The organism is Amycolatopsis thermophila, from assembly GCF_030814215.1.
Taxonomy (GTDB): domain Bacteria; phylum Actinomycetota; class Actinomycetes; order Mycobacteriales; family Pseudonocardiaceae; genus Amycolatopsis_E; species Amycolatopsis_E thermophila.
Window position 1 is genome coordinate 1,513,223 of record NZ_JAUSUT010000001.1, and the last position, 23,150, is coordinate 1,536,372.

At 73.7% G+C, this 23,150-nt stretch carries 20 protein-coding genes; 4 read left to right on the forward strand and 16 right to left on the reverse strand.

Features of this window, described 5'->3' with window-relative positions:
* Positions 1-49: 49 nt before the first annotated feature.
* The 4 genes from tsaD to FB470_RS07455 all read right to left on the reverse strand — a co-directional run bounded on the left by tsaD (position 50) and on the right by FB470_RS07455 (position 3,571).
* Positions 50-1,102, reverse strand: coding sequence for a tRNA (adenosine(37)-N6)-threonylcarbamoyltransferase complex transferase subunit TsaD (gene tsaD, locus FB470_RS07440; protein ID WP_306989793.1), 1,053 nt, complete (start codon positions 1,100-1,102; stop codon positions 50-52).
* Positions 1,102-1,572, reverse strand: coding sequence for a ribosomal protein S18-alanine N-acetyltransferase (gene rimI / locus FB470_RS07445; RefSeq protein WP_306989794.1), 471 nt, complete (start codon positions 1,570-1,572; stop codon positions 1,102-1,104). The genes tsaD and rimI overlap by 1 nt, the downstream gene beginning before the upstream one ends.
* A complete protein-coding gene (gene tsaB / locus FB470_RS07450) occupies positions 1,569-2,222 on the reverse strand; it encodes a tRNA (adenosine(37)-N6)-threonylcarbamoyltransferase complex dimerization subunit type 1 TsaB (RefSeq protein ID WP_306989795.1) in 654 nt (217 codons plus the stop codon). The genes rimI and tsaB overlap by 4 nt, the downstream gene beginning before the upstream one ends.
* 644 nt (positions 2,223-2,866) lie before the next feature.
* Positions 2,867-3,571, reverse strand: a complete 705-nt coding sequence (locus FB470_RS07455; RefSeq protein ID WP_306989796.1) for a FadR/GntR family transcriptional regulator — start codon at positions 3,569-3,571, stop codon at positions 2,867-2,869.
* A gap of 100 nt (positions 3,572-3,671) precedes the next feature.
* On the opposite strand from FB470_RS07455, the gene FB470_RS07460 reads away from it, so the two are divergent.
* From FB470_RS07460 to FB470_RS07470, 3 genes are read left to right on the forward strand one after another with little or no spacing between them, the layout of a single operon-like run.
* Entirely contained in the window at positions 3,672-4,967 is a 1,296-nt protein-coding gene (locus FB470_RS07460; RefSeq protein ID WP_306989797.1) for an SLC13 family permease, read from the forward strand.
* Between the two features lie 16 nt (positions 4,968-4,983).
* Complete coding sequence (locus FB470_RS07465; RefSeq protein WP_306989799.1) at positions 4,984-6,423, forward strand: acyl-CoA synthetase; 1,440 nt, start codon at positions 4,984-4,986, stop codon at positions 6,421-6,423.
* Complete coding sequence (locus FB470_RS07470; RefSeq protein WP_306989800.1) at positions 6,416-7,741, forward strand: carboxyl transferase domain-containing protein; 1,326 nt, start codon at positions 6,416-6,418, stop codon at positions 7,739-7,741. Before FB470_RS07465 ends, FB470_RS07470 begins: the two co-directional genes overlap by 8 nt.
* Here the strand turns inward: FB470_RS07470 and FB470_RS07475 are convergent.
* The 9 genes from FB470_RS07475 to glmS all read right to left on the reverse strand — a co-directional run bounded on the left by FB470_RS07475 (position 7,738) and on the right by glmS (position 18,068).
* A complete protein-coding gene (locus tag FB470_RS07475; protein ID WP_306989801.1) occupies positions 7,738-8,739 on the reverse strand; it encodes a zinc-dependent alcohol dehydrogenase in 1,002 nt (333 codons plus the stop codon). The two genes, FB470_RS07470 and FB470_RS07475, sit on opposite strands and share 4 nt — an antisense overlap.
* The gene (gene tsaE, locus FB470_RS07480) at positions 8,740-9,198 is read right to left on the reverse strand and encodes a tRNA (adenosine(37)-N6)-threonylcarbamoyltransferase complex ATPase subunit type 1 TsaE (RefSeq protein WP_306989802.1); all 459 of its coding nucleotides are present in this window, start codon (positions 9,196-9,198) and stop codon (positions 8,740-8,742) included.
* Entirely contained in the window at positions 9,195-10,289 is a 1,095-nt protein-coding gene (locus FB470_RS07485; RefSeq protein WP_306989803.1) for an alpha/beta fold hydrolase, read from the reverse strand. Before FB470_RS07485 ends, tsaE begins: the two co-directional genes overlap by 4 nt.
* The gene (gene alr / locus FB470_RS07490) at positions 10,289-11,410 is read right to left on the reverse strand and encodes an alanine racemase (protein ID WP_306989804.1); all 1,122 of its coding nucleotides are present in this window, start codon (positions 11,408-11,410) and stop codon (positions 10,289-10,291) included. Before alr ends, FB470_RS07485 begins: the two co-directional genes overlap by 1 nt.
* A gap of 101 nt (positions 11,411-11,511) precedes the next feature.
* Positions 11,512-12,930 (reverse strand): xylulokinase, encoded by a 1,419-nt coding sequence (gene xylB / locus FB470_RS07495; RefSeq protein ID WP_306989805.1) that lies wholly within the window; start codon positions 12,928-12,930, stop codon positions 11,512-11,514.
* Complete coding sequence (locus FB470_RS07500) at positions 12,927-13,712, reverse strand: DeoR/GlpR family DNA-binding transcription regulator (RefSeq protein ID WP_306989807.1); 786 nt, start codon at positions 13,710-13,712, stop codon at positions 12,927-12,929. Before FB470_RS07500 ends, xylB begins: the two co-directional genes overlap by 4 nt.
* Entirely contained in the window at positions 13,705-14,721 is a 1,017-nt protein-coding gene (locus FB470_RS07505; protein ID WP_306989808.1) for an NAD(P)-dependent alcohol dehydrogenase, read from the reverse strand. The genes FB470_RS07500 and FB470_RS07505 overlap by 8 nt, the downstream gene beginning before the upstream one ends.
* Positions 14,722-14,749: 28 nt before the next feature.
* Positions 14,750-16,183 (reverse strand): NAD(P)H-hydrate dehydratase, encoded by a 1,434-nt coding sequence (locus FB470_RS07510; RefSeq protein WP_306989810.1) that lies wholly within the window; start codon positions 16,181-16,183, stop codon positions 14,750-14,752.
* Between the two features lie 22 nt (positions 16,184-16,205).
* Entirely contained in the window at positions 16,206-18,068 is a 1,863-nt protein-coding gene (glmS, locus tag FB470_RS07515) for a glutamine--fructose-6-phosphate transaminase (isomerizing) (protein WP_306989811.1), read from the reverse strand.
* Between the two features lie 122 nt (positions 18,069-18,190).
* On the opposite strand from glmS, the gene FB470_RS07520 reads away from it, so the two are divergent.
* Complete coding sequence (locus tag FB470_RS07520; protein ID WP_306989812.1) at positions 18,191-19,081, forward strand: alpha/beta hydrolase family protein; 891 nt, start codon at positions 18,191-18,193, stop codon at positions 19,079-19,081.
* Between the two features lie 657 nt (positions 19,082-19,738).
* On the opposite strand, the gene FB470_RS07525 is transcribed toward FB470_RS07520, so the two are convergent.
* The 3 genes from FB470_RS07525 to FB470_RS07535 are packed head-to-tail and all read right to left on the reverse strand — an operon-like array spanning position 19,739 to position 23,132.
* Positions 19,739-20,104, reverse strand: a complete 366-nt coding sequence (locus tag FB470_RS07525) for a hypothetical protein (protein ID WP_306989813.1) — start codon at positions 20,102-20,104, stop codon at positions 19,739-19,741.
* Entirely contained in the window at positions 20,101-22,824 is a 2,724-nt protein-coding gene (locus tag FB470_RS07530; protein WP_306989815.1) for a collagen-like domain-containing protein, read from the reverse strand. Before FB470_RS07530 ends, FB470_RS07525 begins: the two co-directional genes overlap by 4 nt.
* The gene (locus FB470_RS07535; protein WP_306989816.1) at positions 22,824-23,132 is read right to left on the reverse strand and encodes a hypothetical protein; all 309 of its coding nucleotides are present in this window, start codon (positions 23,130-23,132) and stop codon (positions 22,824-22,826) included. The genes FB470_RS07530 and FB470_RS07535 overlap by 1 nt, the downstream gene beginning before the upstream one ends.
* Positions 23,133-23,150 lie beyond the last annotated feature (18 nt).

The following is a 23,150-nucleotide window of genomic DNA, read 5'->3' on the forward strand; positions in this document are numbered from 1 at the left end:
CTGCCCTACGCGCAGGGCACGGGCGTGCAGCTCTGGTCATCCCGCCGAATCAGGCCTCGAGCGAAACGATCTCCACCGGCAGCGCCGGGTTCGCCGAGAGGTCCAGCGCCGAGGGCTTCCGGCCCGCCGCCACGACGTGCGCCCCCAGCGCGGCGATCATCGCGCCGTTGTCGGTGCACAGCCGGGGCCGCGGGACGCGCACCTCGATGCCCGCCGCCGCACAGCGATCTCGTGCGAGGCCGGCCAGGCGCGAGTTCGCGGCCACCCCGCCGGAGATCACCAGCGTCCCGATGCCCATCTCCGTCGCCGCCCGCACGGCCTTCGCGGTCAGGACGTCGGCCACCGCCTCCTGGAAGGACGCCGCCACGTCGTTGACCGGGATGTCCTCGCCGCGTCGCTCCGCGTTCTCCACCCACCGCGCCACCGCGGTCTTCAAGCCGGAGAACGAGAAGTCGAACTTCGCGTCGCGGGGGCCGGTCATGCCGCGCGGGAAGTCGATCGCCGCGGGGTTGCCCTCCTTCGCGGCCTTGTCGATCGGCGGGCCACCCGGGTACGGCAGCCCGAGCACGCGCGCCACCTTGTCGTAGGCCTCCCCGGCCGCGTCATCCACAGTGGACCCGATTTCGGTGATCCCGCCCGCGATGTCGTCCACTCGCAACAACTGCGTGTGCCCACCGGACACCAGCAGCGCCAGGCACGGTTCGGGCAACGGCCCGTGCTGCAGGGTGTCCACCGCGATGTGACCCGCCAGGTGGTTGACCCCGTAGAGCGGGACGTCCAGCGCCGCCGCGTAGGCCTTCGCCGCCGAGACGCCGACCAGCAGCGCACCGGCCAACCCGGGTCCGGCGGTCACCGCAATGGCGTCCACATCGGACAGCCCGAGCCCGGCGGTCGCGAACGCGCGCTCGGCGGTCGGCACCATCGCCTCGAGGTGGGCGCGGCTGGCGACCTCGGGCACGACACCGCCGAAGCGGGCGTGCTGCTCAACGCTCGAGGCGACCTCGTCGGCGAGCAGCTCGACGGTGCCGTCGTCGTGCAGGCGCACGAGACCGACGCCGGTCTCGTCGCAGGAGCTTTCGATGCCGAGGATGATGCGGGGCATCAGCCCACCTCCTGCTTGCTCACGGCCGGGCGCATCATCGTGTACGCGTCCGCGCCGGACGGGTGGTAGTAGCGCTTGCGCAGACCGATCTGCTCGAAACCGTGCCGCCGGTACAGGTCCTGCGCGCGGTCGTTGTCGGTGCGAACCTCGAGGAACACCGGCGCCTGCACCTCGTCCGCGCGGGCGAGCAGCGCGCGCAGCAGCGCGGTGCCGATGCCCTGCCCCTGGTAGGCGGGGTCGACCCCGATGGTGTGAACGCTCGCCTCGTAATCGCCGCGGCTCCCGACGACCGCGAGCCCCGCGTAGCCGACGAGGACGTCCTCCGGCGTGTACGCGCCGAGGTAGTACCCGCCGGAGTCCAGCTCGCTGTGGAAGGCGCGGGAACTCCACGGGTCGTCGCCCGCGAACAGCACCTTCTCGATCTCCACGCAGCGCGGGATGTCCTTGCGGCGCAGCTTGCCGAGCTTCACGACGTGGTCACCCGCTTCCGCGCGCCTGGCTCGACGGCGTCCGGGCGTCGCAGGTAGAGCGGCGTGAGCGGGGCGGGCTGGGCGTTGCTGGTCAGCGCGGCCCGGGCGGCGTGGACGAGACCGGCGGTGTTCGGGTAGTACGGCTCGATGACCTCCGCGCCGAGCTTCTCGGCGTGGAGGCGGGCCCCGTCACCGGCGGCTCGCGTGACGGTCAGCTCCGCGGGCGGCTGCACGTGCGGTCCATCGGTGCGGGCGCCGGTGGCGTCGTAGGCGGCCCAGTAGACCTCGCGGCGGCGGGCGTCGGTGATGACGTGGAACGGCTCGCCGGCGGGGACCTGCCGGGCGATCGCGTCGAGGCTGCAGACCGGGTGGACCGGGATGCCGAGGGCGTGCCCGAGGGCGGCGGCGGTGGCCAGACCCGCCCGCAGACCGGTGAACGGCCCCGGCCCGGCGCCGACGACGATCGCCGCGAGGTCCTGGAGGGTGACACCCGCTTCCCGGGTCGTGTCCAGGGCGTGCGGGGTGATGAGTTCGCCGTGTGCGCGCGCGTCGAGCGTCACCCGCTCGGCGAGCACGGTGACGTCCGCAGCGAGGTCGGCGACCCCGGCGGTCACCGCGGGCGTCGACGTGTCCAGAGCCAGTACCAGCACAGCTCTCCAGAGTACGGGCTGCCCGGCGACCTGCGGTTACCGGGCTGAGCTGGCGCCCGTCGGGCGTCGATCGGTCACCGGGGCCTCTCCTGCCCGCTTCGCGACCACGGGCGACTGAGGGGCGGGGGAGGTCTGGTGAGGTGCCACATCACCGGGCGCCGCCGGGTACCGGCTCCGGGTGACAGCGGTCGACGCGTGCTCGATCGGGCGGGTGGGGGTGGCCGGCACGGGCCGGGATCAGGCAACAGCGGATGGGGGGACCGCCGGAGCGCGGGCGGTTGCTCACGAGCCGCGGCGTGGCGAGACGGAACCCCTGGGAGCCCGTGATCGCGACCGGGCGGGGGAGGCGAGTCCCTGGGGCGCCGGCCGGGCGGGAGGGGCACGCCCCTGCGGCACCGGCCGGGCGGCAAGCCCCTGGGGCGCCGGCCGACGGGGACTGCAAGCAGCTGCCGCCCCGGCGGACGGGGGCGGCAAGCCCCTGCCGCGCCCACCGCACGGAAACCACGAGCCCCAGCCGCACCCGCCACGCGGAAACCACGAGCCCCAGCCGCACCCGCCACGCGGAAACCACGAGCCCCAGCCGCGCCGACCGGGCGGGAACGGCGAGCCCCGGCGGCGCCGACCGACGGGGAGGGCCCGCGACCTCAGTCCGTGTCCGGGTCCCAGGAGAGCAGCCGCACCTCGGCGACCGTGCGGAGGTGCTCGCGCATCGCGGTGGAGGCGGCTGCCGGGTTGCGGTCCCGGATCGCCTCGGCGATCCGGATGTGCTGCTCCAGCGACCGGGGCGGCCGCCCGGGCTGGCGGAGCGACTCGGTGCGGCTCTCGGTGATCTGGTCGGCTATCGCGCCCATGAACTCGGCCAGCAGGGCGCTGTGCGCGGCCCCGGTCACGGCCGCGTGGAACCGGCGGTCACCCTCGACGCCGGCTCCGCCGTCGGCCAGTTCCGACGCCATGAACTCCAGCGCGGACTCCACCGCGGCCAGGTCCTCGTCCGTGCGGCGCATCGCGGCCAGCTCGGCCAGCTTCGTCTCCAGCGCCTCGCGCGCGTCCAGCACGTCGGGCAACCGACGGCGGCGCTCGACCATCCGCTCCACCGGCTCGGCGGCCAGCGTGTCCCGCACCAGGTACGTCCCGCCGCCGTGCCGCGTCTCGACCAGGCCCTGCACCGCCAGCACGACGATCGCCTGCTTCACCGACGCCCGGCTCACCCCCAGCCGCTGCGCCAGTTCACGCTCGGCCGGCAACCGGTCACCGGCGCGCAACCCGGCATCGGCGGCATAAGCCCGCAGCCGCTCGAGAACCTGCTCGTACAGGCGCGGCCGGGCCATCGGACTCAGTGCGTCGGACACGTCCCGAAGCGTACCGACGGACTTGACAGGCTGAGTGGCTGAGCCGCAAAGTGGTTCAGCCACTCAGCCACTTTTGATTCCCAACGCCGGGAGTTCCCGAATGTCCGCTGAGCTGATCTCGATCCTCGTCCTGGCGGTCGTCTTCGTGATCGCGACGACCCGTTCGATCAACATGGGGGTGCTGTCCTTCGCGGCCGCGTTCGGCGTCGGCACGCTGGCCGCGAGCATGGACGCCGACGAGATCTTCGCCGGCTTCCCCGGCGACCTCTTCGTCGTTCTCGTCGGCGTCACCTTCCTGTTCGCCATCGCCCGCGCCAACGGCACCACGGACTGGCTGGTCGACGCCGCCGTCCGGCTCGTGCGCGGCCGCGTCGCGCTGATCCCCTGGGTCACCTTCGCGATCACCGCGGTCCTCACCGCGATCGGCGCGGTCAGCCCGGCCGCGGTCGCCATCGTCGCGCCCGTCGCGCTCGGCTTCGCCGCCCAGTACGGCATCCACCCGCTGCTCATGGGCGCGATGGTCGTCCACGGCGCGCAGGCCGGCGGGTTCTCACCGATCAGCGTCTACGGCACGATCGTCAACGGCATCGTCGCCCGCGAGCACCTCCCCGGCAGCGAGCTCACGCTCTTCCTGGCCAGCTTCGTGGTCAACCTGGTGATCGCGGCCGTCGTGTTCGTGCTCCTCCGCCGCAAGCAGCTGGTCCACGCGGTCACCCCGGAGCGTGAACTCGTCGCCGCAGGCACGCCGAGCTCGCCCCCGGCCGGCTCGGCGAGAGTCGAAGCCCCGCAGCGCCTCCGCCTGGACGCGCCCCGCGCGGCGACCCTCGCGAGCCTCGTCGTGCTGGTCGTCGCGACCCTGGTGTTCGACCTCGACGTCGGCCTGACCGCGATGACGCTCGCCGTCGTGCTCAGCGTGGTCTGGCCCGCGACCAGCAAGAAGGCCGTCGGCGAAGTCACCTGGCCGACCGTGCTGCTGATCTGCGGCGTGCTGACCTACGTCGGGGTCCTGCAGGAGATGGGCACGATCGACTGGGCCGGCCAGCGCGTCGGCGGCATCGGCGCGCCCCTGCTCGCCGCGCTGTTGCTCTGCTACATCGGCGCGATCGTGTCGGCGTTCGCGTCCTCGGTCGGGATCATGGGCGCGCTCATCCCGCTCGCGGTGCCGTTCCTCGCGCTCGGCACCGTCGGCCCGGTCGGCATGATCTGCGCGCTCGCGGTGTCGGCGACGGTGGTCGACGTCAGCCCGTTCTCCACCAACGGCGCGCTCGTGCTGGCCAACGCCCGCGAGGTGGACCGCGATGCCTTCTTCCGGCAGCTGCTCGTCTACGGCGGCATCATGGTCGCCGTGGTACCCGCCGTGGTCTGGCTCGTCTTCATCGTGCCCGGCTTCGGCTGACAAGTAAGGAGTTCCCGTGCCCGAACGGTTCATCCCGGCCCTCGCGGAGCCACCGGAGAAGGAGGCGCTGCGCTTCGGCGAGACCTCCCTCGACTACGCCGAGCTGGCCGCGATCGCCGGTTCACTCGCCCGTGAACTGCGCGCCCAATCACCCACCAGGGTGGCCGTGTGGGCGACGCCGACCATCCACACGAGTGTCGCCGTCGTCGCGGCGCTGCTCGCGGGGATCCCGGCGGTGCCGGTCAACCCGAAGATCGGTGAGCGCGAACTCGACCACATCGTCAACGACAGCGCCCCGTCCCTGGTCCTGAGCGCACCGGGCGCGAAGCTGCCGGAGCGGCTGGCCTCCCTCCCGCGCCAGCAGGTCGCGCTGGTCGGCAGCCCGGGCGACCTGCCCGACGAGCCGGACGACGAGGCGCCCGCCCTGATCGTGTACACGTCGGGGACCACCGGTCCACCCAAGGGTGTCGTGCTCCCCCGGCGTGCCCTCTCCAGCACCCTCGACGCGCTGGAGGACGCCTGGCAGTGGACCGCGGACGACGTGCTCGTCCACGCCCTGCCGCTGTTCCACGTGCACGGCCTGATCCTCGGGATCCTCGGTCCGCTGCGCCGCGGCGGCACCGTGCACCACGCCGGCCGCTTCTCCACCGAGGTCATCGCCCGCGAGCTGGCGACCGAGGCGACGATGATGTTCGGCGTGCCCACGATGTACCACCGGATCGCGGAGGAGGTGGGCACCAACCCCGAGCTGGCGCAGGCCCTGAGCAAGGCCCGGCTGCTGGTGTCCGGGTCGGCCGCGCTGCCGGTGCACGACCACGAACGCATCCGCGCCGCGACCGGGCAGCAGGTGGTGGAGCGCTACGGCATGAGCGAGACGCTGATGAACACCAGCGTCCGCGCCGACGGCGAGCGCAAACCGGGCACCGTCGGCGTGCCGCTGCGCGGGGTCGAGGCACGGCTGGTGGACGAGTCGGGTGCCGTGATCGAGGCCAGCGACGGCGAGACCGTCGGCGAGATCCACGTGCGCGGGCCGAACCTGTTCACCGAGTACCTGAACCGGCCGGACGCGACGGCCGAGGTGTTCGCCGACGGCTGGTTCCGCACCGGCGACATGGCGACGCGGGACGCCGACGGCTACTACCGGATCGTCGGCCGCAAGGCCACGGACCTGATCAAGAGCGGCGGCTACAAGATCGGCGCCGGGGAGATCGAGAACGCGCTGCTGGAACACCCGGGCGTGGCCGAGGCCGCGGTCACCGGCGAACCGGACCCCGACCTCGGCGAGCGGATCGTGGCGTGGATCGTGCCCTCCGGTGAGCCGCCCGCGGAGCAGGAGCTGGCCGACCACGTCGCGCGGCTGCTGTCGCCGCACAAGCGGCCGCGGGTCGTGCGGTTCCTGGATGCCCTGCCGCGCAACGACATGGGCAAGGTCATGAAGCGGGCGCTGAATGCGTGAGTCCGCCCGCACCGTGATCGACTCGGTGTGCTCCGGGTTCACCGAGCTGCCCGTGTCCACTCCGGACGAGTCCGGCGTGGACGGTCCGATCGGCTGGCCGGGCTATGACGACGCGCGTGCCCGGGCCGTCGAGCGAACCGGCGAAGCAGAGTCGGTGGTCTGCGGCGTCGGCAAGTTCGGCGACACCGAGGCGACCGTGATCGCGTGGGAGTTCGGGTTCCTCGGGGGATCGCTCGGGCGGCGGACCGGCGACCGGATCGAGGCCGCGTTCACCCGGGCGCGGGAGCTGCGGACGCCGGTGGTGTCGATGATCGCGACCGGGGGCAGCCGGATGCAGGAGGGCATGGCCGCGCTGTCCCAGTTGCAGCGGATCGCCCGCCAGGCAGCGCTGACCAGGGCGGACGGGCTGCCGCAGGTCGCGGTGGTCCGGGACCCGACGACCGGCGGCGGCTGGGCGACGCTCGGGGCCGGGGCGGACGTGACCCTGGCCCTGCCCGGCGCGCAGGTCGGGTTCGCCGGGTCGCGGGTGCGCCCGGAGGGTGACGCCTCGGCCTACACCGCGGAGTCGCAACTGGCGTCGGGGCACGTCGACCAGATCGTGCCGGCCGGGGACCTCGCCGAGCGGCTGGGCCGGTGGTTGTCGCTGCTGACGGGCGCGGACGGGCAGCCGGCCCCACCGCCCGCCGCGCTCGGGGCCATCGATCTGCCCACGGACGGGTGGGCGGCCGTGCGGGCGGCGCGGGCGGCTGCGCGACCGCGCGCGGAGTCCTATTTGGACGCCTACTTCGACTGGCGCGAGGACATCAGCGGTGATCGGTGCGGCGGGGTGGATCCCGGTGTCCGGTGCGGGTTCGGGATGCGCGAGGGCATCGCGGTCGCCTACGCCGCGCAGTGCGGAACGCCGACGCTGCCCTCGGGGTTCCGGACGGCCGCGCGGCTGGTCCGGCTCGCGGACCGCCTCGGAATCCCGGTGCTCACGCTGGTCGACACCCCCGGCGCGGCGAACGACCCGGCGGCCGAACGGTCCGGTGCCGGCGCGGCGATCGCGGAGCTGTTCGCCGCCGTCGCCGGCGCACGGGTGCCGGTGACGACGCTGGTGATCGGGGAGGGCGGTTCCGGCGGCGCGCTGGCGTTCGCCCACCCCGAACGGACGTGGGTGACGCCGGACAGCTACTTCTCGGTGACCTCTCCGGAAGCGGCGGCGTCCATCCTGAAGCGCCCGCCCGAGGAAGTCCCGGCGACCGCGAACCAGCTCCGGCTGCGCCCGCAGGACCTGGTGGATCTCGGCATCGCGCGGGGAATCGTGGACCGGCGCTAGGGGTGCAGCAGCACCTTCCCGGCCTCCGCGTCCGGGAAGCTCAGCAGCTGCAGCGCGCGCTCGGCGTCCTCCAGCGGGAACTCGTGCGTGATCAGCAGCGCGGGGTCGAGCAGGCCGGCCGCGAAGGTGCGCACCGCGTGCGTCCAGGCCCGCGACGGCGCGCCGAACACGGTGTAGACCGTCACGGCGGCCGTGACCAGGTCCGCCGGGGCGAGCGGTTCCGTCTCGTGACCGGCCAGACCGGTCAGGACGACCCGGCCGCCGCGGCGGGTCATCCGCACCGCCTGCCGGCCCGTGCCGGGGGCGCCCGCGGCCTCCACGACCACGTCGAACCCGCCGGGCGCCGCACCCGGCGAACAGAAACCCGTCGCCCCGCAGGACGACGCCAGCGGGGCCCGCGACGCCCGCGGGTCGACCACCAGCAGTTCGGCGGGACCGCTCGCAGCGAGCAGCTGGGTGGCCAGCAGGCCGAGCGTGCCGCCGCCGATCACCGCGACCCGCTCGCCCGGCACCACCGCGGCCTGCAGCGCCGCCGCCGCCATGCAGGCCGCCGGTTCCAGCAGCGCAGCCGCGCGCAGGTCGGCGTCGTCGGGCAGGACGTGCAGCAGCCGCGCGGGGATCCGCAGCTCGTCGGCCCACGCGCCGGGCTGGGTGAAACCGGTTTCGTCGTACTCGGCGGCGCACAGGGTCGTGTCGCCGCGACGGCACGCGGCGCACCGGCCGCAGTTGCGGAACCCCTCGCCCACCACCGGTTTGCCCAGCAGGTCCGGATCGGTGCCCGGCCCCAGCTCGACGACCGTGCCGGACCACTCGTGCCCCGGCACCACGGGGTACCGCACGAACCCCTCCGGCCGCGTCCCGGCCAGCACCTCGCGGTCCGACCCGCAGATGCCCGACCACGCGACGCGGACGACGACCTCGCCGTGCCCCGGCTCCTCCGGCTCCGCCCGGACGACGCTCAGCTTGCCCGGCCCTTCGATGACGACCGCGCGGCCCATTCAGCCCACCAGCTCGGGGACGCGCTCGGCCCACGACCCGTGCGGCTCCAGGGTCAGCTCGCGCACGTCGTCGGGCCGCCGCACCAGCCGCACCACCAGGTAGTCCGTCGACAACCGCTCCGCCGAGCCCTCGCCCCACTCCACGACCACCGCCGACGCCTCCAGGTCGGTGTCCAGGTCGAGGTCGTCGAGCTGCGCGAGGTCGCCACCCAGCCGGTAGGCGTCGACGTGCACCAGTGGCACGCCCCGCTCCCCCGCCGGGTGCACGCGCGCCAGCACGAACGTCGGCGAACTGACCCGCCCGGACACGCCCAGCCCGGCCGCGATGCCGCGCGTCAGCACGGTCTTGCCCGCGCCGAGCGGTCCGGCGAGCAGCACGAGGTCGCCCGCCCGCAGGGTCCGGCCGAGGGATTCGCCGAACGCCACGGTGTCCTCGGCTGTCGGTAACTGGATGCTCATTGGTTCAACCACCGCCACATCCGGCCCGGGCGGCCTTCGTCGGCCACACCCGCGCATCGCTGTACCAGGTCGATGAGGTGACTGTTGACCACCTCGGGTTGTTCGAGCTGCACCATGTGCCCGGCTCCGCGCACCCGCACCAGCTCCGCGTCCGGCAGCTCGGCCGCGATCCGCTCCGCGTGCGAGTACGGCGTGAACCGGTCGGTGTCCCCGCCGATCACCAGCACGTGGACGTGCTTCAGACCGGCGAGCGCGGCGTACCGGTTGTGGCTGCCGAGCGTGTCGACGAAACCGACCAGCTCCTTCACCGAGGTCACGGCCAGCATCTCGAGCATGAAGTCGACCAGCCGCGGGTCGACGTCGCGGGAACCGAACGCCAGCAGCCGCACGGCCTGCCGGGTCAGCTGCCCGCCCGCGGCGCGCACGAACTCCACCAGCCCCGGCTGCCACCCGGCGAGCTCACCGACGCCGCGGGTGAGCGGGTTGTACTTGGACAGCAGCCCGCGCGGCAGGCCCTTGCGGCCCACCTCGCCCGCGGCGGTCGCGATGAACGCGACCCCGCAGATGCGGTCGGCGAACAGGTCCGGGTTCTGCTGCGCCAGCTCCATGATCACCATGCCGCCCATGGAGTGGCCCAAAAGCACGATCGGCCCCTCGGGCGTGACCGCGCGCAGCACCGCGTCCAGGTCCCTGGCCAGCTGCTCGATGGTGCTGGCTTTCTCGCTGGCCGGGCCGGAGGTGCCGTGGCCGCGGTGGTCGTAGTAGACCTGCCGGACGCGCGGCAACGTGAGCGACGCCAGGTCGCGGCGCTGGAAGTGCCAGCTCAGCTGCGACAACGCGAACCCGTGCACGCCCACCACGGTCAGCTCGGGTTCGCCACCGTCGGCCGGGTCGATCTCCGACACCGACAGCGGCGTGCCGTCGTCGGCGGCCACGGTCGAGGTGCGGTCCGCTTCCAGCGCGCCGAGCGGTTCGGTGGCCAGGTGGTCGCGCTGGCGCTGCTGGGCGGTCACCGCGATCGTGGCCGCCGCCGTCCCGGTCACCAGCGCCGCGGCACCGCCGAGCACGGTGAGCATGCGGCGGGACACCATCAGCCGTCCTCCCCCACGTAGCGGCGCCGGATCCGGGGCCGGTACATCCCGGTGACGATCTCGTAGTCGATGGTGCCGATCTTGTCGGCCCACTCCCGCGCGGTCGGCTCGCCGCGGTCGCCGTTGCCGAACAGGATCACCTCGGCGCCCGGCTCCGGCTCGTCGTCACCGCAGTCGACGACGAACTGGTCCATGCACACGCGCCCGGCCACCGGGCGGCGTTTCCCGTGCAGCCACACGTCCATCCGGCCGGAGAGCGTGCGCGGGACACCGTCCGCGTACCCGGCGGGCACGAGGGCCAGGGTGGTGTCGCGCGCGGCGGTCCACGTGTGTCCATAGGAGACGGACTCGCCGGCCTTGATCCGCTTGGTGAGCACGACCGAGGAGCGGAACGTCATGACCGGGCGCAGGTCCTCGGGTTCCGGGTTGGGGTTGAGGCCGTAGATCGCGATGCCCGGGCGGACGAGGTCGAAGTGCAGGTCCGGGCGGTTGAGGGTGGCGGCGGAGTTCGCGATGTGCCGCGCCGGGTTCAGGCCCGCCTCAAGCGCGATGCGGTAGGCGGCGTCGAAGCGCTCGGCCTGCTGGTCGATCGACGGGTGGCCGGGCTCGTCGGCGCACGCGAGGTGCGACCAGATGGCGACGACCTCGATGCGCGGGTCGACGGCTTGCTCGACCAGAGCGGGCCAGTCCGCCAGGGGGCAGCCGTTGCGGGACAGGCCGGTGTCGATCTTGAGGTGGACGCGGGCGCGTTTTCCGGTGCGCGCCGCGGCTTCGGCGATGCGGGCGAGTTCGGCCGGCGAACTGGCGGCGAGGTCGACGTCGGCGGCGATGCCCGGCGCGAAGTCGACGTCCGGCAGGTCGAGCCAGGACAGGATGGGGGCGGTGAGGCCGGCCTCGCGGAGGGCGAGCGCCTCGCCCAGCGAGCAGGCCCCCAGCCAGGTCGCCCCGCTCTCGAGCGCGGCGCGCGCCACGGGCACGGCGCCGTGACCGTAGCCGTCGGCCTTGACGACGGCCATCGTGGCGGCACCGGAAGCCGCCGCCCGGCTCGCGAGCAGGGCGACGTTGTGGCGCACGGCAGCCAGGTCGACAACAACCTCGGCACGGGGGAGATCGGGGCTCATCGGCGCCCATTTTCCCACGTCCGGGATAGTGGGCGCCCTTCGGGCGGGCGACACCGCGCGGTACCGGCGGGGTCGCGCCCGGCGTCGCCGGGCGGCGTCGATCAGGCGCCTGCCACCGGCACGTGGTGCACCAGCTGCCGGGCCGCCAGGTGACGGCCCCGGATCTCCTCCCCGGCCTCGGGCGACGCCGGCCCGTCGAGCGTCACCTGCGCCTTCGACTCCCACGCCGGCGGCTCCGCGCCCCCGGCCAGCGCCCACGCGGCTTGCCGGGCGGCGCCCAGGGCCACGTGCTCGGCCGGCTCCGGGATCACCACCGGCACCCCGAACACGATCGGCGCCACGGCGCGCACCGCTGCGGACTGGGCCGCCCCGCCGATCAGCAGCACCCGCCGGACGGCCAGGCCGTGCGCCGCCACCGCGTCCAGCCCGGCCGACAACCCGCACAACATCCCCTCGACCGCCGCGCGGGCCAGGTTCTCCGGGGTCATGTTCGCCCGCCGCAGGCCGTGCAGCGAACCCGCCGCGGAGGGCAGGTTGGGCGTGCGCTCGCCGTCCAGGTACGGCAGCAGGGTCAGGCCGTCGGCGCCCGGCGAGGCGGCCAGCGCCAGCCGGTCCAGTCCGGCGAGGTCCGTGCCCAGCATGTGGGCCGTCGCGGTGAGCACCCGCGCCGCGTTCAGGGTGCAGGCCAGCGGCAGGAACCTGCCCGTCGCGTCGGCGAAACCGGCGACCAGGCCCGTCGCATCCGCGGGCGCCGTCTCGCTGACCCCGAACACCGTCCCGCTCGTGCCCAGCGACACGACCACGTCGCCCTCGCCCAAGCCGAGCGCGAGCGCCGCGGCCATGTTGTCGCCCGTCCCGGCCGAGACCAGCACACCATCCGGGGTCTCGCCCGCCACTTCGGACGGTCCGATCACCCGCGGCAGCTCGGGGTCGCGACCGCCGAACGCGTGCTTGAGGATGTCCCGCCGGTAGGTCCCCTCGGCGGGCGAGAAGTACCCGGTGCCGGACGCGTCGCCCCGGTCGGTCACCGGTTCGCCACCGGTCAGGCGCCACGTCAGCCAGTCGTGCGGCAGCACCACTCGGGCCACGCGGTCGGCCGCCCCGGGCTCGTTCTCGGCCAGCCACCGCAGCTTGGTCACGGTGAAGCTCGCCACGGGCACCGACCCCACGGCCTCCGCCCACACCGCAGGCCCGCCGAGCTCCCGCGTCAGGTCCTCGGCCGCCTGGCCGGACCGGGTGTCGTTCCACAGCAACGCCGGCCGCACCACGGAACCGTCCTCGTCGAGCGTGACCATGCCGTGCTGCTGACCGCCGACACCGATCGCGGCGACGCCGTCCAGCAGGCCGTCGCTCGCCTCGCCGAAAGCCCGCCACCACTCCCGCGGGTCCACCTCGGTCGCGTCCGGGTGCGCGGCCCGTCCGGTGCGCACCACCGCGCCGGTCGCCGCGTCGCACACGACGATCTTCGTGGACTGCGTGGAGGAGTCGACCCCGGCCACGAGCGTCGGCTTGTCCGTCATGATTCCTCCCGGAGTTCGGCAACCAGCACCTCGACGCCGAGGCCGCGCATCGCGGCGATCTCCTCGGCGGGCGTTCCTTCGTCGGTGACGACCAGGTCGTAGGCGCCGACGTCGCCGTAGGCGTGCGTCGCGGTCCGCCCGAACTTCGAGTGGTCCACGACCAGCACGTTCCGCGCGCACGCGGCCAGCGCCGCCGTCTTCAGCTCCGCGTACTCCCGCACCGGGTGGTACAGCCGCCCGCCGGCGATCGCGGTCGCGGAGACGAACCCGACGTCCGCCCGCATCCGGCGCAGCGCGGCGACCGTGTCCGGCCCGGCGCACGAGTCGAACTCGGTGTAGCGGCCGCCGAGCAACCGGACCTCGATGCTCTCGTCGGCGCCGAGGATCCGCGCCTCCTCCAGCGAGTTCGTGATCACCGACAGCGGGCCGGCGAACCGGCGGACCAGCGGGAACAGGGTCGTCGAGTCGTCGACGAACACCGTCTGCCCGCCGCGCACCTCCGCGAACGCCAGCGCGGACAGCGCTTCCTTCACCGGCAGGTTGAGGTTCTCGCGAAAGCGCTTGGCCGTCTCCATGGTCAGCGCGGGGTAGGCCGCGACCTTGCCGCGCAGCTTGCGCAGCAACCGCCGCTCGGCGAGGTCGTCGAGGTCGCGGTGCATCGTCATCAGGCTGACCCCGAACTGCTCGGTCAGCCGGTCGATGCGGACCTCACCGCAGTCGATGACGTGCCTGAGGACGTCCTGGCGGCGCTGCTCGACCTCGGCGTCCGGCGGTCTAGGCACGCACGACCGCCTTGATCACCGAGTCGTCCTTCGCGGCGACGGTCAGCGCCTGCTCGACCTCGTCCAGGCCGAAGCGGTGGGTGACGAGCGCGTCCAGGTCGACCTCGCCCGCGGCGAGCGCGATCGCCGTCGGCCAGGTGTTGGCGTACCGGAACGTGCCGGTGACCTCGATCTCGGAGTTCTGCACGTGCGACAGCGGCAGCGGCAGTTCGTCGCCGCCCATGCCGACGAGCACGACCCGCCCCGCGCGCCCGACCGTGCGGATCGCCTGCGCGGCCGCGGCCGGCACGCCGGAGCATTCCAGCAGCACGTCCGGGGTGAAACCGGCGTCGGCGAGGCTGTCGCGCGAGACGTCGATGGTGCCCGTCGCGCCCAGCTCCTCGGCGACCCGCAGGCGGCGCGGGTTCACGTCGGTGACCACGACTTCGCTCGCCCCGAAGGCGCGGGCGGTCTGCGTGGCGACCAGGCCGATCGGGCCCGCGCCGGTGATCAGGACGCGGCTGCCGGGCGCGATGCGCGACTTCCGGCTCGCCCACACGCCCACGGACAGCGGTTCGAGCAGAGCGGCCGCGTCGTCGCTCAGGGTGTCGGGGACCGGGTGCGCGAAGTCCTCACGCAGCACCACGTACTCGCAGAACGCGCCGTCGACCGGCGGCGTGCCGAAGAACCGCATGCGCGGGCAGAGGTTGTAGCGGCCGGCCTTGCACTCGGCGCACACCGAGCACGGCACGCCCGGTTCGAGCGCGACGCGCGCGCCGATCTCGTGCCGGTGCGCGTCCCGGCCGCGGGCGACGACGACCCCGCTGGGCTCGTGCCCGAGGACCAGGGGTTGCTCCACGACGAAGTCGCCGATCCGGCCGTGCTCGTAGTAGTGCACGTCCGACCCGCAGGTGCCGACGGAGGAGACGCGGATCAGGACCTCGTCCGGCGCGGGCCGCGGAACGGGCCGCTCTTCGATCCGGATGTCGTGGATCCCGTGCAGCACCGCGACCTTCATCGAGTCGTCCACCGCACGAACTTAACACAAAACTCGATAACTAAAGCGCCCGTACCTGCCGGATCGCGTCCGGGATCGCCGCCAGAACCCCACTCGCCGACACCGGCACCCCGCGCGCGGCCAGATCCCCGGCCAGCGAATGCACGTACGCGGCGCACCCGGCCGCGAGCCACGGGTCGAGCCCGCTCGCGAGCAGCGCCCCGACCAGGCCGGACAGCACGTCCCCGGAGCCCGCCGTGGCCAGCCAGGACCCGCGCGCGACGTTCACCAGCACGCGCCCATCCGGGTCGGCGATGATCGTCACGTTGCCCTTGAGCAGCACGACCGCGTCGTACTTCGCCGCGGCCTCGCGCACCGACGCCACCCGGTCCTCGCCCGGCGGCCGCCCCATGAGCCGTTCGAACTCGCCCGCGTGCGGGGTCAGGACCAGCGGGGTGTCCGGGTCGCGGGCGTCGAGGACGCCGGGCTGCTGGGCCATCAGCGTGGTCGCGTCGGCGTCCGCGCACACCGGCACCCCGGCGGCGAGGACGTGGGTGAGCACCTCGCGGCCCTCGCGCCCGGTGCCGATCCCCGGCCCGACCACCCACGCCTGCGCGCGTCCGGCGTCGGTCACCGAACCGGTGGCCACGACCTCCGGCCAGCGCGAGCGCACGACGTCGGCCGCCGGGCCGGCGTAGCGCACCATGCCGGAGGTGCCCAGCACCGCGGACCCGGTCGCGAGCACCGCCGCACCCGGGTAGGTCGCCGAGCCGGCCGCGATGCCGGTGACGCCCTGGCTGTACTTGTCGTCGTCCGGACCGGGCAGCGGCCAGGCCAGGCCGACGTCGACCGGATCCAGTTGCCGCAGGTCCGGCTCGCCGAGGTCCAGGCCGAGCTCGACGAACTCGACCCGGCCGCAGCGGTCCGGGTTGAGGACGTGCACCGGTTTGCGGGCGCCGAAGGTGACCGTGCGGGTGGCCGTCACCGCGTCGCCCGGCACCGCGCCGGTGTCCGGTTCGACGCCGCTGGGCAGGTCGACCGCCAGGACCGGCGCGCTGACGTGCTCGAGCAGCGCCGCCGCCTCCGGGCGCAGACCGCCGTGCGCGGACAGGCCCACGATGCCGTCGATCACCAGGTCCGCGGCTTGCAGCGCGCGCGGACCGTCGTCGGCCCCCACGATGCGGCCTCCTCCGCGGCGCAGGGCCGCGAGACCCGCGGCGTGCGCCTTCTCCGGCTTGAGCAGGACCGCGGTCACGCCGACGTTGCGGCGCCGCAGGAACGCCCCGGCCCACAACGCGTCACCGCCGTTGTTGCCCGCGCCGACGAGGAGCACGACGCGACACCCGGACACCTTCCCGGTGTGCTCGGCCAGCATGTCGGCGGCGTGCACGGAGACCGCGAACGCGGCCTTGTGCATCAGCGCGCCTTCGGGCGTGACGGCCAGCAGGCGCTCCTCGGCCGCGCGGATTCGCTCGGTGGTCCAGAAACCTCGCACGGGTCGAGGCTAGCGGCCGGCCCTACTCGACGGTGACGGACTTCGCCAGGTTGCGCGGCTTGTCGACGTCGTAACCACGCGAGCGCGCGATTTCGGCCGACAGCACCTGCAGCGGAACCGTCGAGACCAGCGGCTGCAACAGGGTCGGCACCGCCGGGACCTCGATCAGCTCGTCGGCGAACGGGCGCACGGTGTCGTCGCCCTCCTCGGCGATGACGATCGTGCGGGCACCGCGCGCCTGGATCTCGCTGATGTTGGACACCAGCTTGGCGTGCAGCACCGCGCGGCCCTTCGGCGACGGCATCACCACGACGACCGGCAGGCCCTCCTCGATCAGCGCGATCGGGCCGTGCTTGAGCTCGCCCGCGGCGAACGCCTCGGCGTGCATGTACGCCAGCTCCTTGAGCTTGAGCGCACCCTCCAGCGCCACCGGGTAACCGACGTGCCTGCCCAGGAACAGCACCGCCTTCGAGTCGGCGATGCCGCGGGACAGCTCACGCACCTGGTCCACAGTGGACAGCGCCTTGTGCACGGCCGCCGGCATGGCCTCCAGCTCGGCGAACTCGCGCGCCACCTCGTCCGGGTACTTGGTGCCGCGGGCCTGCGCGAGCGCGAGACCGACGAGGTAGTTCGCGGCGAGCTGCGACAGGAACGTCTTCGTCGCCGCGACGCCGACCTCCGGACCGGCGTGCGTGTAGAGCACCGCGTCGGACTCGCGCGGGATCTGCGCGCCGTTGGTGTTGCAGACGGCCAGCACGCGCGCCTTCTGGTCGCGGGCGTGCCGGATCGCTTCGAGCGTGTCGGCGGTCTCGCCGGACTGGGACACGGCGACGACCAGGGTGTCCCGGTCGAGCACCGGGTCGCGGTAGCGGAACTCACTGGCCAGCTCGACCTCGACCGGCAGGCGGCACCAGTGCTCGATCGCGTACTTCGCGACCAGACCGGAGTGGTAGGCCGACCCGCAGGCGACGACGAACACCTTGTCGACCTCGCGCAGGTCCTGGTCGGACAGGCGCTGCTCGTCGAGGATGACCCGGCCCTTGTCGAAGTGCCCGCGCAGCGTGTTCGCCAGCGCCTCGGGCTGCTCCTCGATCTCCTTGAGCATGAAGTACTCGTGGCCGCCCTTCTCGGCGGCGGAGAGGTCCCAGTTGACCGTGAACGGCTTGCCCTGCGCGGGCTCGCCGGCGAAGTCGCTGATGTCGTAGCCCTCGCGGCTGATGACGACGACCTGGTCCTGCCCCAGCTCCACGGCCTCGCGCGTGTGCTCGATGAAGGCCGACACGTCGGAGGCGACGAAGTGCTCACCCGCACCGACGCCGACGACCAGCGGCGAGGACCGGCGGGCGGCGACGATCATGTCCGGCTGGTCCGCGTGGGTCACGACCAGGGTGAACGCGCCCTCGAGGCGGCGGCACACGGCGCGGACGCTGCCGGGCAGGTCCCCGGCGGTGGGTCCGTCGGCGTAGGCGCGGGCCACCAGGTGGGCGGCGGTCTCGGTGTCGGTGTCGCTGGACATCTCGACGCCGTCGGCCTCCAGCTCGGCGCGCAGGGCGGCGAAGTTCTCGATGATGCCGTTGTGCACGACGGCGACGCGCTCGGTGGCGTCGCGGTGCGGGTGCGAGTTGCGGTCGATCGGGGCGCCGTGGGTGGCCCAGCGGGTGTGCCCCATGCCCGCGGTGCCGGCGAACCGGTCGAGACCGGTTTCGGCGAGGGCGCCCTCCAGGTTGGCCAGGCGGCCGGCCTTGCGCTCGACGGTCAGCGCGCCCGCGCCGTCCAGCACGGCCACCCCGGCCGAGTCATAGCCTCGGTACTCCATCCGGCGCAGCCCGCCGAGCACGACGTCCAGCGCCTGCCGGTGACCGACATATCCCACGATTCCGCACACGCCACCAGCCTAACGAGGGATACGGGGTGCGCTCCCCCGGCTCATCTCCACCGCGGGGGAAACCGCGCTTCCGGAGGATGTTGCGCAGCCGCGGCGGGGCGCGCTGCCCTAAGCTCTCGACCATGGTCAGCAAGCCCAAGGAGCTGCTCGAAGAGCTGTCGCACGCGGGACCGCACGAGGTGCTGCGGGGCAACCTCGCGCTCGCCGGATTGCCCGGTGTGGTCTTCACCCCACGGAGCGGCCTGGGCCTGCCGGCCGTCGCGTTCGGCCACGGGTGGCTGCAGCCGCCGGGGCGCTACCGCGGGCTGCTGAGCCACCTGGCGAGCTGGGGCGTCGTCGCCGCGGCGCCGGCCACGCAGCTGGGGCCGCTGCCGTCGCACCGCCTGCTGGCCGCCGACCTGCGCACGACGCTCGACATCGTGACCGGTGTGCGGCTGGGGCCGGACAGCATCAGCGTCGACCCGGCGCGGCTCGGTGTGGCGGGGCATTCGACCGGTGGCGGTTCGGCGGTGCTCGCGGCGGCGGGTGCGGCCGGGGCGGTCGCCCGCGCCGCTGGTGAGGCCGGAGCGGTGGCGGCCCGCGCCGCGGGTGAGGCCCGGGCGGTGGGTGGGGTCCGCGCGGTGGCCACGTTCGCGGCGGCGCAGACCCTGCCCTCGGCGACGGCGGCGGCGGCTTCCGTCACGGTTCCGGGCCTGCACTTGGCCGCAGACGGCGACCTGGTGGCCCCCGCGATCGGCAACGCGGAGGCGATCGCCAAGGCGTGGGGCGGGCCGGTCCAGTACCGGAAACTCAACAAGTCGACGCACCTCGCGGTGACCGAGGGGAGCCACTGGAGCCAGCGGCTGCTGCACGGCAAGCCGCAGCACCGGACGCAGGCGCTGGTGCGCGCGTTGTTCACCGCGTTCTTCCTGACGCACCTCACCGGGACCGACAAGTACCGTCCTCTGCTGGACTCGGATGTGAAACGCGCCACCATCGAGTTCGAGCGAGGCCCCGAACCGGTGGCGGCCTGAGGTCGGGTTGGCGGTGGGCCTCGCCTCGGCGAAGTACCTGCAGCCGTCGCCCGAGCACCTGATGCCGCCCCGTCCTCCAACACCGTCACGGTGCCCGTAGGGCCGGGCCGCTCGGCGGGCGGATCGTTCATGGCGCCGTGCCCGCTGACATAGCGCGAGCCTGGGCAAAGCCTCCCGTCCGGTGGGCGCAGGGCGTCGCGCTGCTGCTGACGCCAAGTTCTGCTCCCCGCCGCGACGGCTTGGCCGGCCGTGCGGCGGGGCGCCTCATGCCCGGGACAGGCCGGCCAATCCCCAACCCCACGTGTGGCAGCCACTCGACTGGGAAACGGTTCATGCCGCGGGGCCGCCCCCAGGACGGCGCGGCATGCCGAAGCCGCACACTGCGACCGGGCAAGCCAACCAACCACCCCACCCCGGAGCCGCCCGACTCAGGAGCGAGTCCTTGCCGCAGGACCCGCCTCCCAGGGCGCCCCGGCATGCCGAGACCCACGCGGCGACTGGGCGGGGCCGCCCCAGGGCGGCGCGGCATGCCGATACCCCACACGGCGACCGGGCAAGCCAACCAACCACAGCAGCCCCGGCAGCCGCCCGACTCGGGAGCTGGTCAGGTCGTGGGGCCGGCCCGCAGCGGTTGACCTGTGGGCGGGTTTCGCGGCGTCAGGCGAGCCAGTCCTTGGCCGAGTAGTCGTCGTCCTCGGGGTCGTCGCTTCGGGCGTGGCGGCCGCGGCGGGCGGGGGTGGGCGCGGGGTGCCGGTTGGTCGGTTCGGTCGCCAGCTCCGGGTCCTCGAACGCCAGGCCGAGCGACTCGTTGGGGTCCGGTTTGTCCGGGCGTTCCCAGCCCGCGGCCGTCGTGCGGCTCGCCCGCTCGTGGAGGTCCTGCAGCTCGGCGCCGGCCGTCTGGCGCAGCGCGTCGGCCCGGGCGCGGCTCTCCGCGAGACTCGTCTCGACGCGCCGGCTGACCAGGTCGTTGCGAGCGGCTCGCTCGGCGGCGATCGCGTCCAGCTTCACCTGGAACTCGTTCACCGGCCGGACTCCTCGTCGTCCAGGGAACCGCTGATCCGGCCTACCGAGCCCGCCGTCTCGAAGATGTCGCCGTCCACGCGGTAGGCACGCGACGTCCGTTCCGGATCGTCACCGCCCTGCGCAGCGCCGCCACCCATCGGGGGCATCATGCTCATCCCGCCGTCGTCACCGGCCACCCCGCTCCCGGCCGGATCGAGCCCGGGCGCGGTGCCCAACGTCGCCCCCGCTGCCGCGGGCACCGGCTGGTCGAGTGCGCGGGGGTCGCCGAGCGAGCCGCTGACGGCCGCCGCTGGAGCGAGCCCGTCCGCGACACCGCCGACGGCATGAGCCGGGACGGTGGTGCCCGATTCGGCCGGGAGGCCAGGCTGGGCTACTCCGGCATCGCCGGCCAACCCGACGGACTGGCCACTCCCCACCGGACCACCGGTAACGCCCTGCGCCGTCCCCCCATCAATGCCGCCGGCCTGAGCCACTCCGGCATCGCCGGCCAACCCGACGGACTGGCCACTCCCCACTGGACCACCGGTAACGCCGTGCGGCGTCCCCACGTCAATGCCGCCGGCCTGAGCCACTCCGGCATCGCCGGCCAACCCCGCGGACTGCGCACCCGCCACCGGACCACCGGCAACGCCCTGCGCCGTCCCCACGTCAATGCCGCCGGCCTGAGCCACTCCGGCATCGCCGGCCAACCCCGCGGACTGCGCACCCGCCACCGGACCACCGGCAACGCCCTGCGCCGTCCCCACATCAGTGCCGCCGGGCTGCACCAGTCCGGCATCGCCGGCCAACCCGACGGACTGCGCACTCCCCACTGGACCACCGGTCACGCCCTGCGCCGTCCCCGCCTCGGTGAGGCCGGCGGGACCGCCCGACGTGCCGTCCGTGGTGAGTCCGGCGGAGTGGGCCGAGCCAGTCACGCCGGTGCTGCCGCCCTGCCCCGGGGACAGCGCTCCGCCGTTCGAGGCCAGGGGGTTCACCGCTCCGGGACCCGCTGGCGGCATCGGTGTGCTGGCCAGGGGCTCCTCGCCGAGGGTGTAGGTCGTCGGGGTGCCGGTGCCGTCGTCGATGGTGACCACTGTCGCGCCAGCCGGGCCCTCGGGGCGTTCCGCGGTGATGCGGAGGCCACCGTCGTCGATGTGGATCTTCCCGTCGGCGCCGGGGGTGTACGCGGAGGGCTGCGACGGATCGGCCGCACCCCAGTTGAGCTGGTAGTCCTTCGCCTCTCCCGGACCGGTGTCGATCGTGATGCCCATGCGCCCGTTCCGGTCCGGCTCGGACATCTCGATCCTGCTGTCGCCCCGCTGGACCGTCAGCGTGTCGCGCTCGCCGGGCTCCGGTGGGACAACGGGAGGAGCGGCCGCCGGGCCGGCGGGGGCCGGCGGCACAACAGCCGGAGCGGCCGGGGGCACGGCGCCCGCACCTCCGCCGGAGCCGGCCGGACCACCACCGGCGCCGCCGCCCGAACCGCCCGAGCCCCCAGAGCTCCCAGAGCCGCCGGAACCACCGCGCGCGGCCGTCCTGGCCGGCGGCGCAGCGGCAGCCTCACCTACCGCCGCGAACGGGTTGTCCGGCACCTTCTGCAGCTCCGTGTTCAGCGCCGACCACTGGCTCGCCACGGCGACACGGGTGTTCTCGCACATCGTCTGGAAGTCCCCGACGAACCGGGAAAACCAGGTGCAGAAATCAGTCAGCTGCTGCTTCGCCCACGCCTGCACGGCGTCGAGCAGCTCGTCCGACATGCCGAAGCTCTCGCCGGCCATCAGCTGCCCGGCCAGCGGCGACCGCGTCGCCAGCAGGTAACCGAGGAGGTGCTTGAAGTCGTCCGCGCTGGCATTGCGGCCCAGTTCGGCGATCCGCGCGAGGCGATCCATCTCCTGCGCCGTCAGCCCACCGTTCTGCGGCCACACCTGGAACGAGAACCGCAGCACCCACGACGCCTTTTCGCGGCACGAGGCGGCGATCGCGGCGATGGTCCGGTTGATCACGTCCGCCGCGTGCTCGAGCGTCTGCTCGACCGTCTTCACCCCGTCGCCGAACTTCGCCCAGGACGCCGAAGCCGCGTTCTTCCCGTCGCCCTCCCACTGGCCGAACAGGTTCTGCATCGCCTGGTTCTGCGTCGGCGACGCGTCCGCGACCGACTCCCGGACCTGCACGATCTCGTTCACCCCGGCGGCGAACTTGTCGAACGGGATGTCGCGCTGCTCGTCGTACCGGTCGAGGATGTCCTGCTGCAACCCGAAATCCGGCAGGCCCGGCGCCACGATCGCGCGCGCCTTGCGGTAGACCGGCAGCCAGTTGCGGAACGTGTCCAGGCCGGCGACCGCGGTGTCGAGGATCTCGTTCGAGTTCCCGGCACCCGCGGCGATGTCCGAGGCCTTGCCGGTCAACCCGTCGAGACGCGCCTTCCCGTCGCCGACCGCGCGCTTTTCGGCCTCGCGCGCAGCATCCAGGTTCGCGTCGTGCTGCCCCTGCGCCTTCGAATACGCGTCGTAGGCGTACGGGCCGTCGCGCAGATCCGTGGCGTCGAAACCGAAACGGTCCTGGTACTGCTCCAGGAGCTGCTTCTTCTGGTTGTCGTTGGTGAAGCCGTAGACCACCGGGTCGACGTTGTCGATCGCGTCGAAGTAGCGGGTCAGCAGCGTGCGCTTGGTGTCGTCGTCGATCTTCGGGTCGTCGACGAGCTGCTGGACCTCCTGGATCGTGGGAAGCCGCTGCGCCATCAGCTCGCCGCCGTCCGCACGTCGCGCTGGGTCTGGTCGTCGGCCGTGGCGTAGGACTTGCCCGCACCCGTCAGGTTGTCGGCGTAGACACCGGAGGCCCGCACGTAACTGTCCACACAGGCCACCAGCCGCTGCATCCCGGCGCGGTAGCCCTCGAACGACTCGTGGTGCTTGCGGCCGAAGTCCTCGGCCTTGATCTGCACGTCCCTGAGGTTCGGCAGCGTGTATTTCAGCTGTGAGCCGGGCTCGTCGCGGACCGTGCCCGCGGCGGCGTTCAGCTGCTGTGGATCGACCTGGTACCCGGCCACGACGGCTCCCCCTCACTC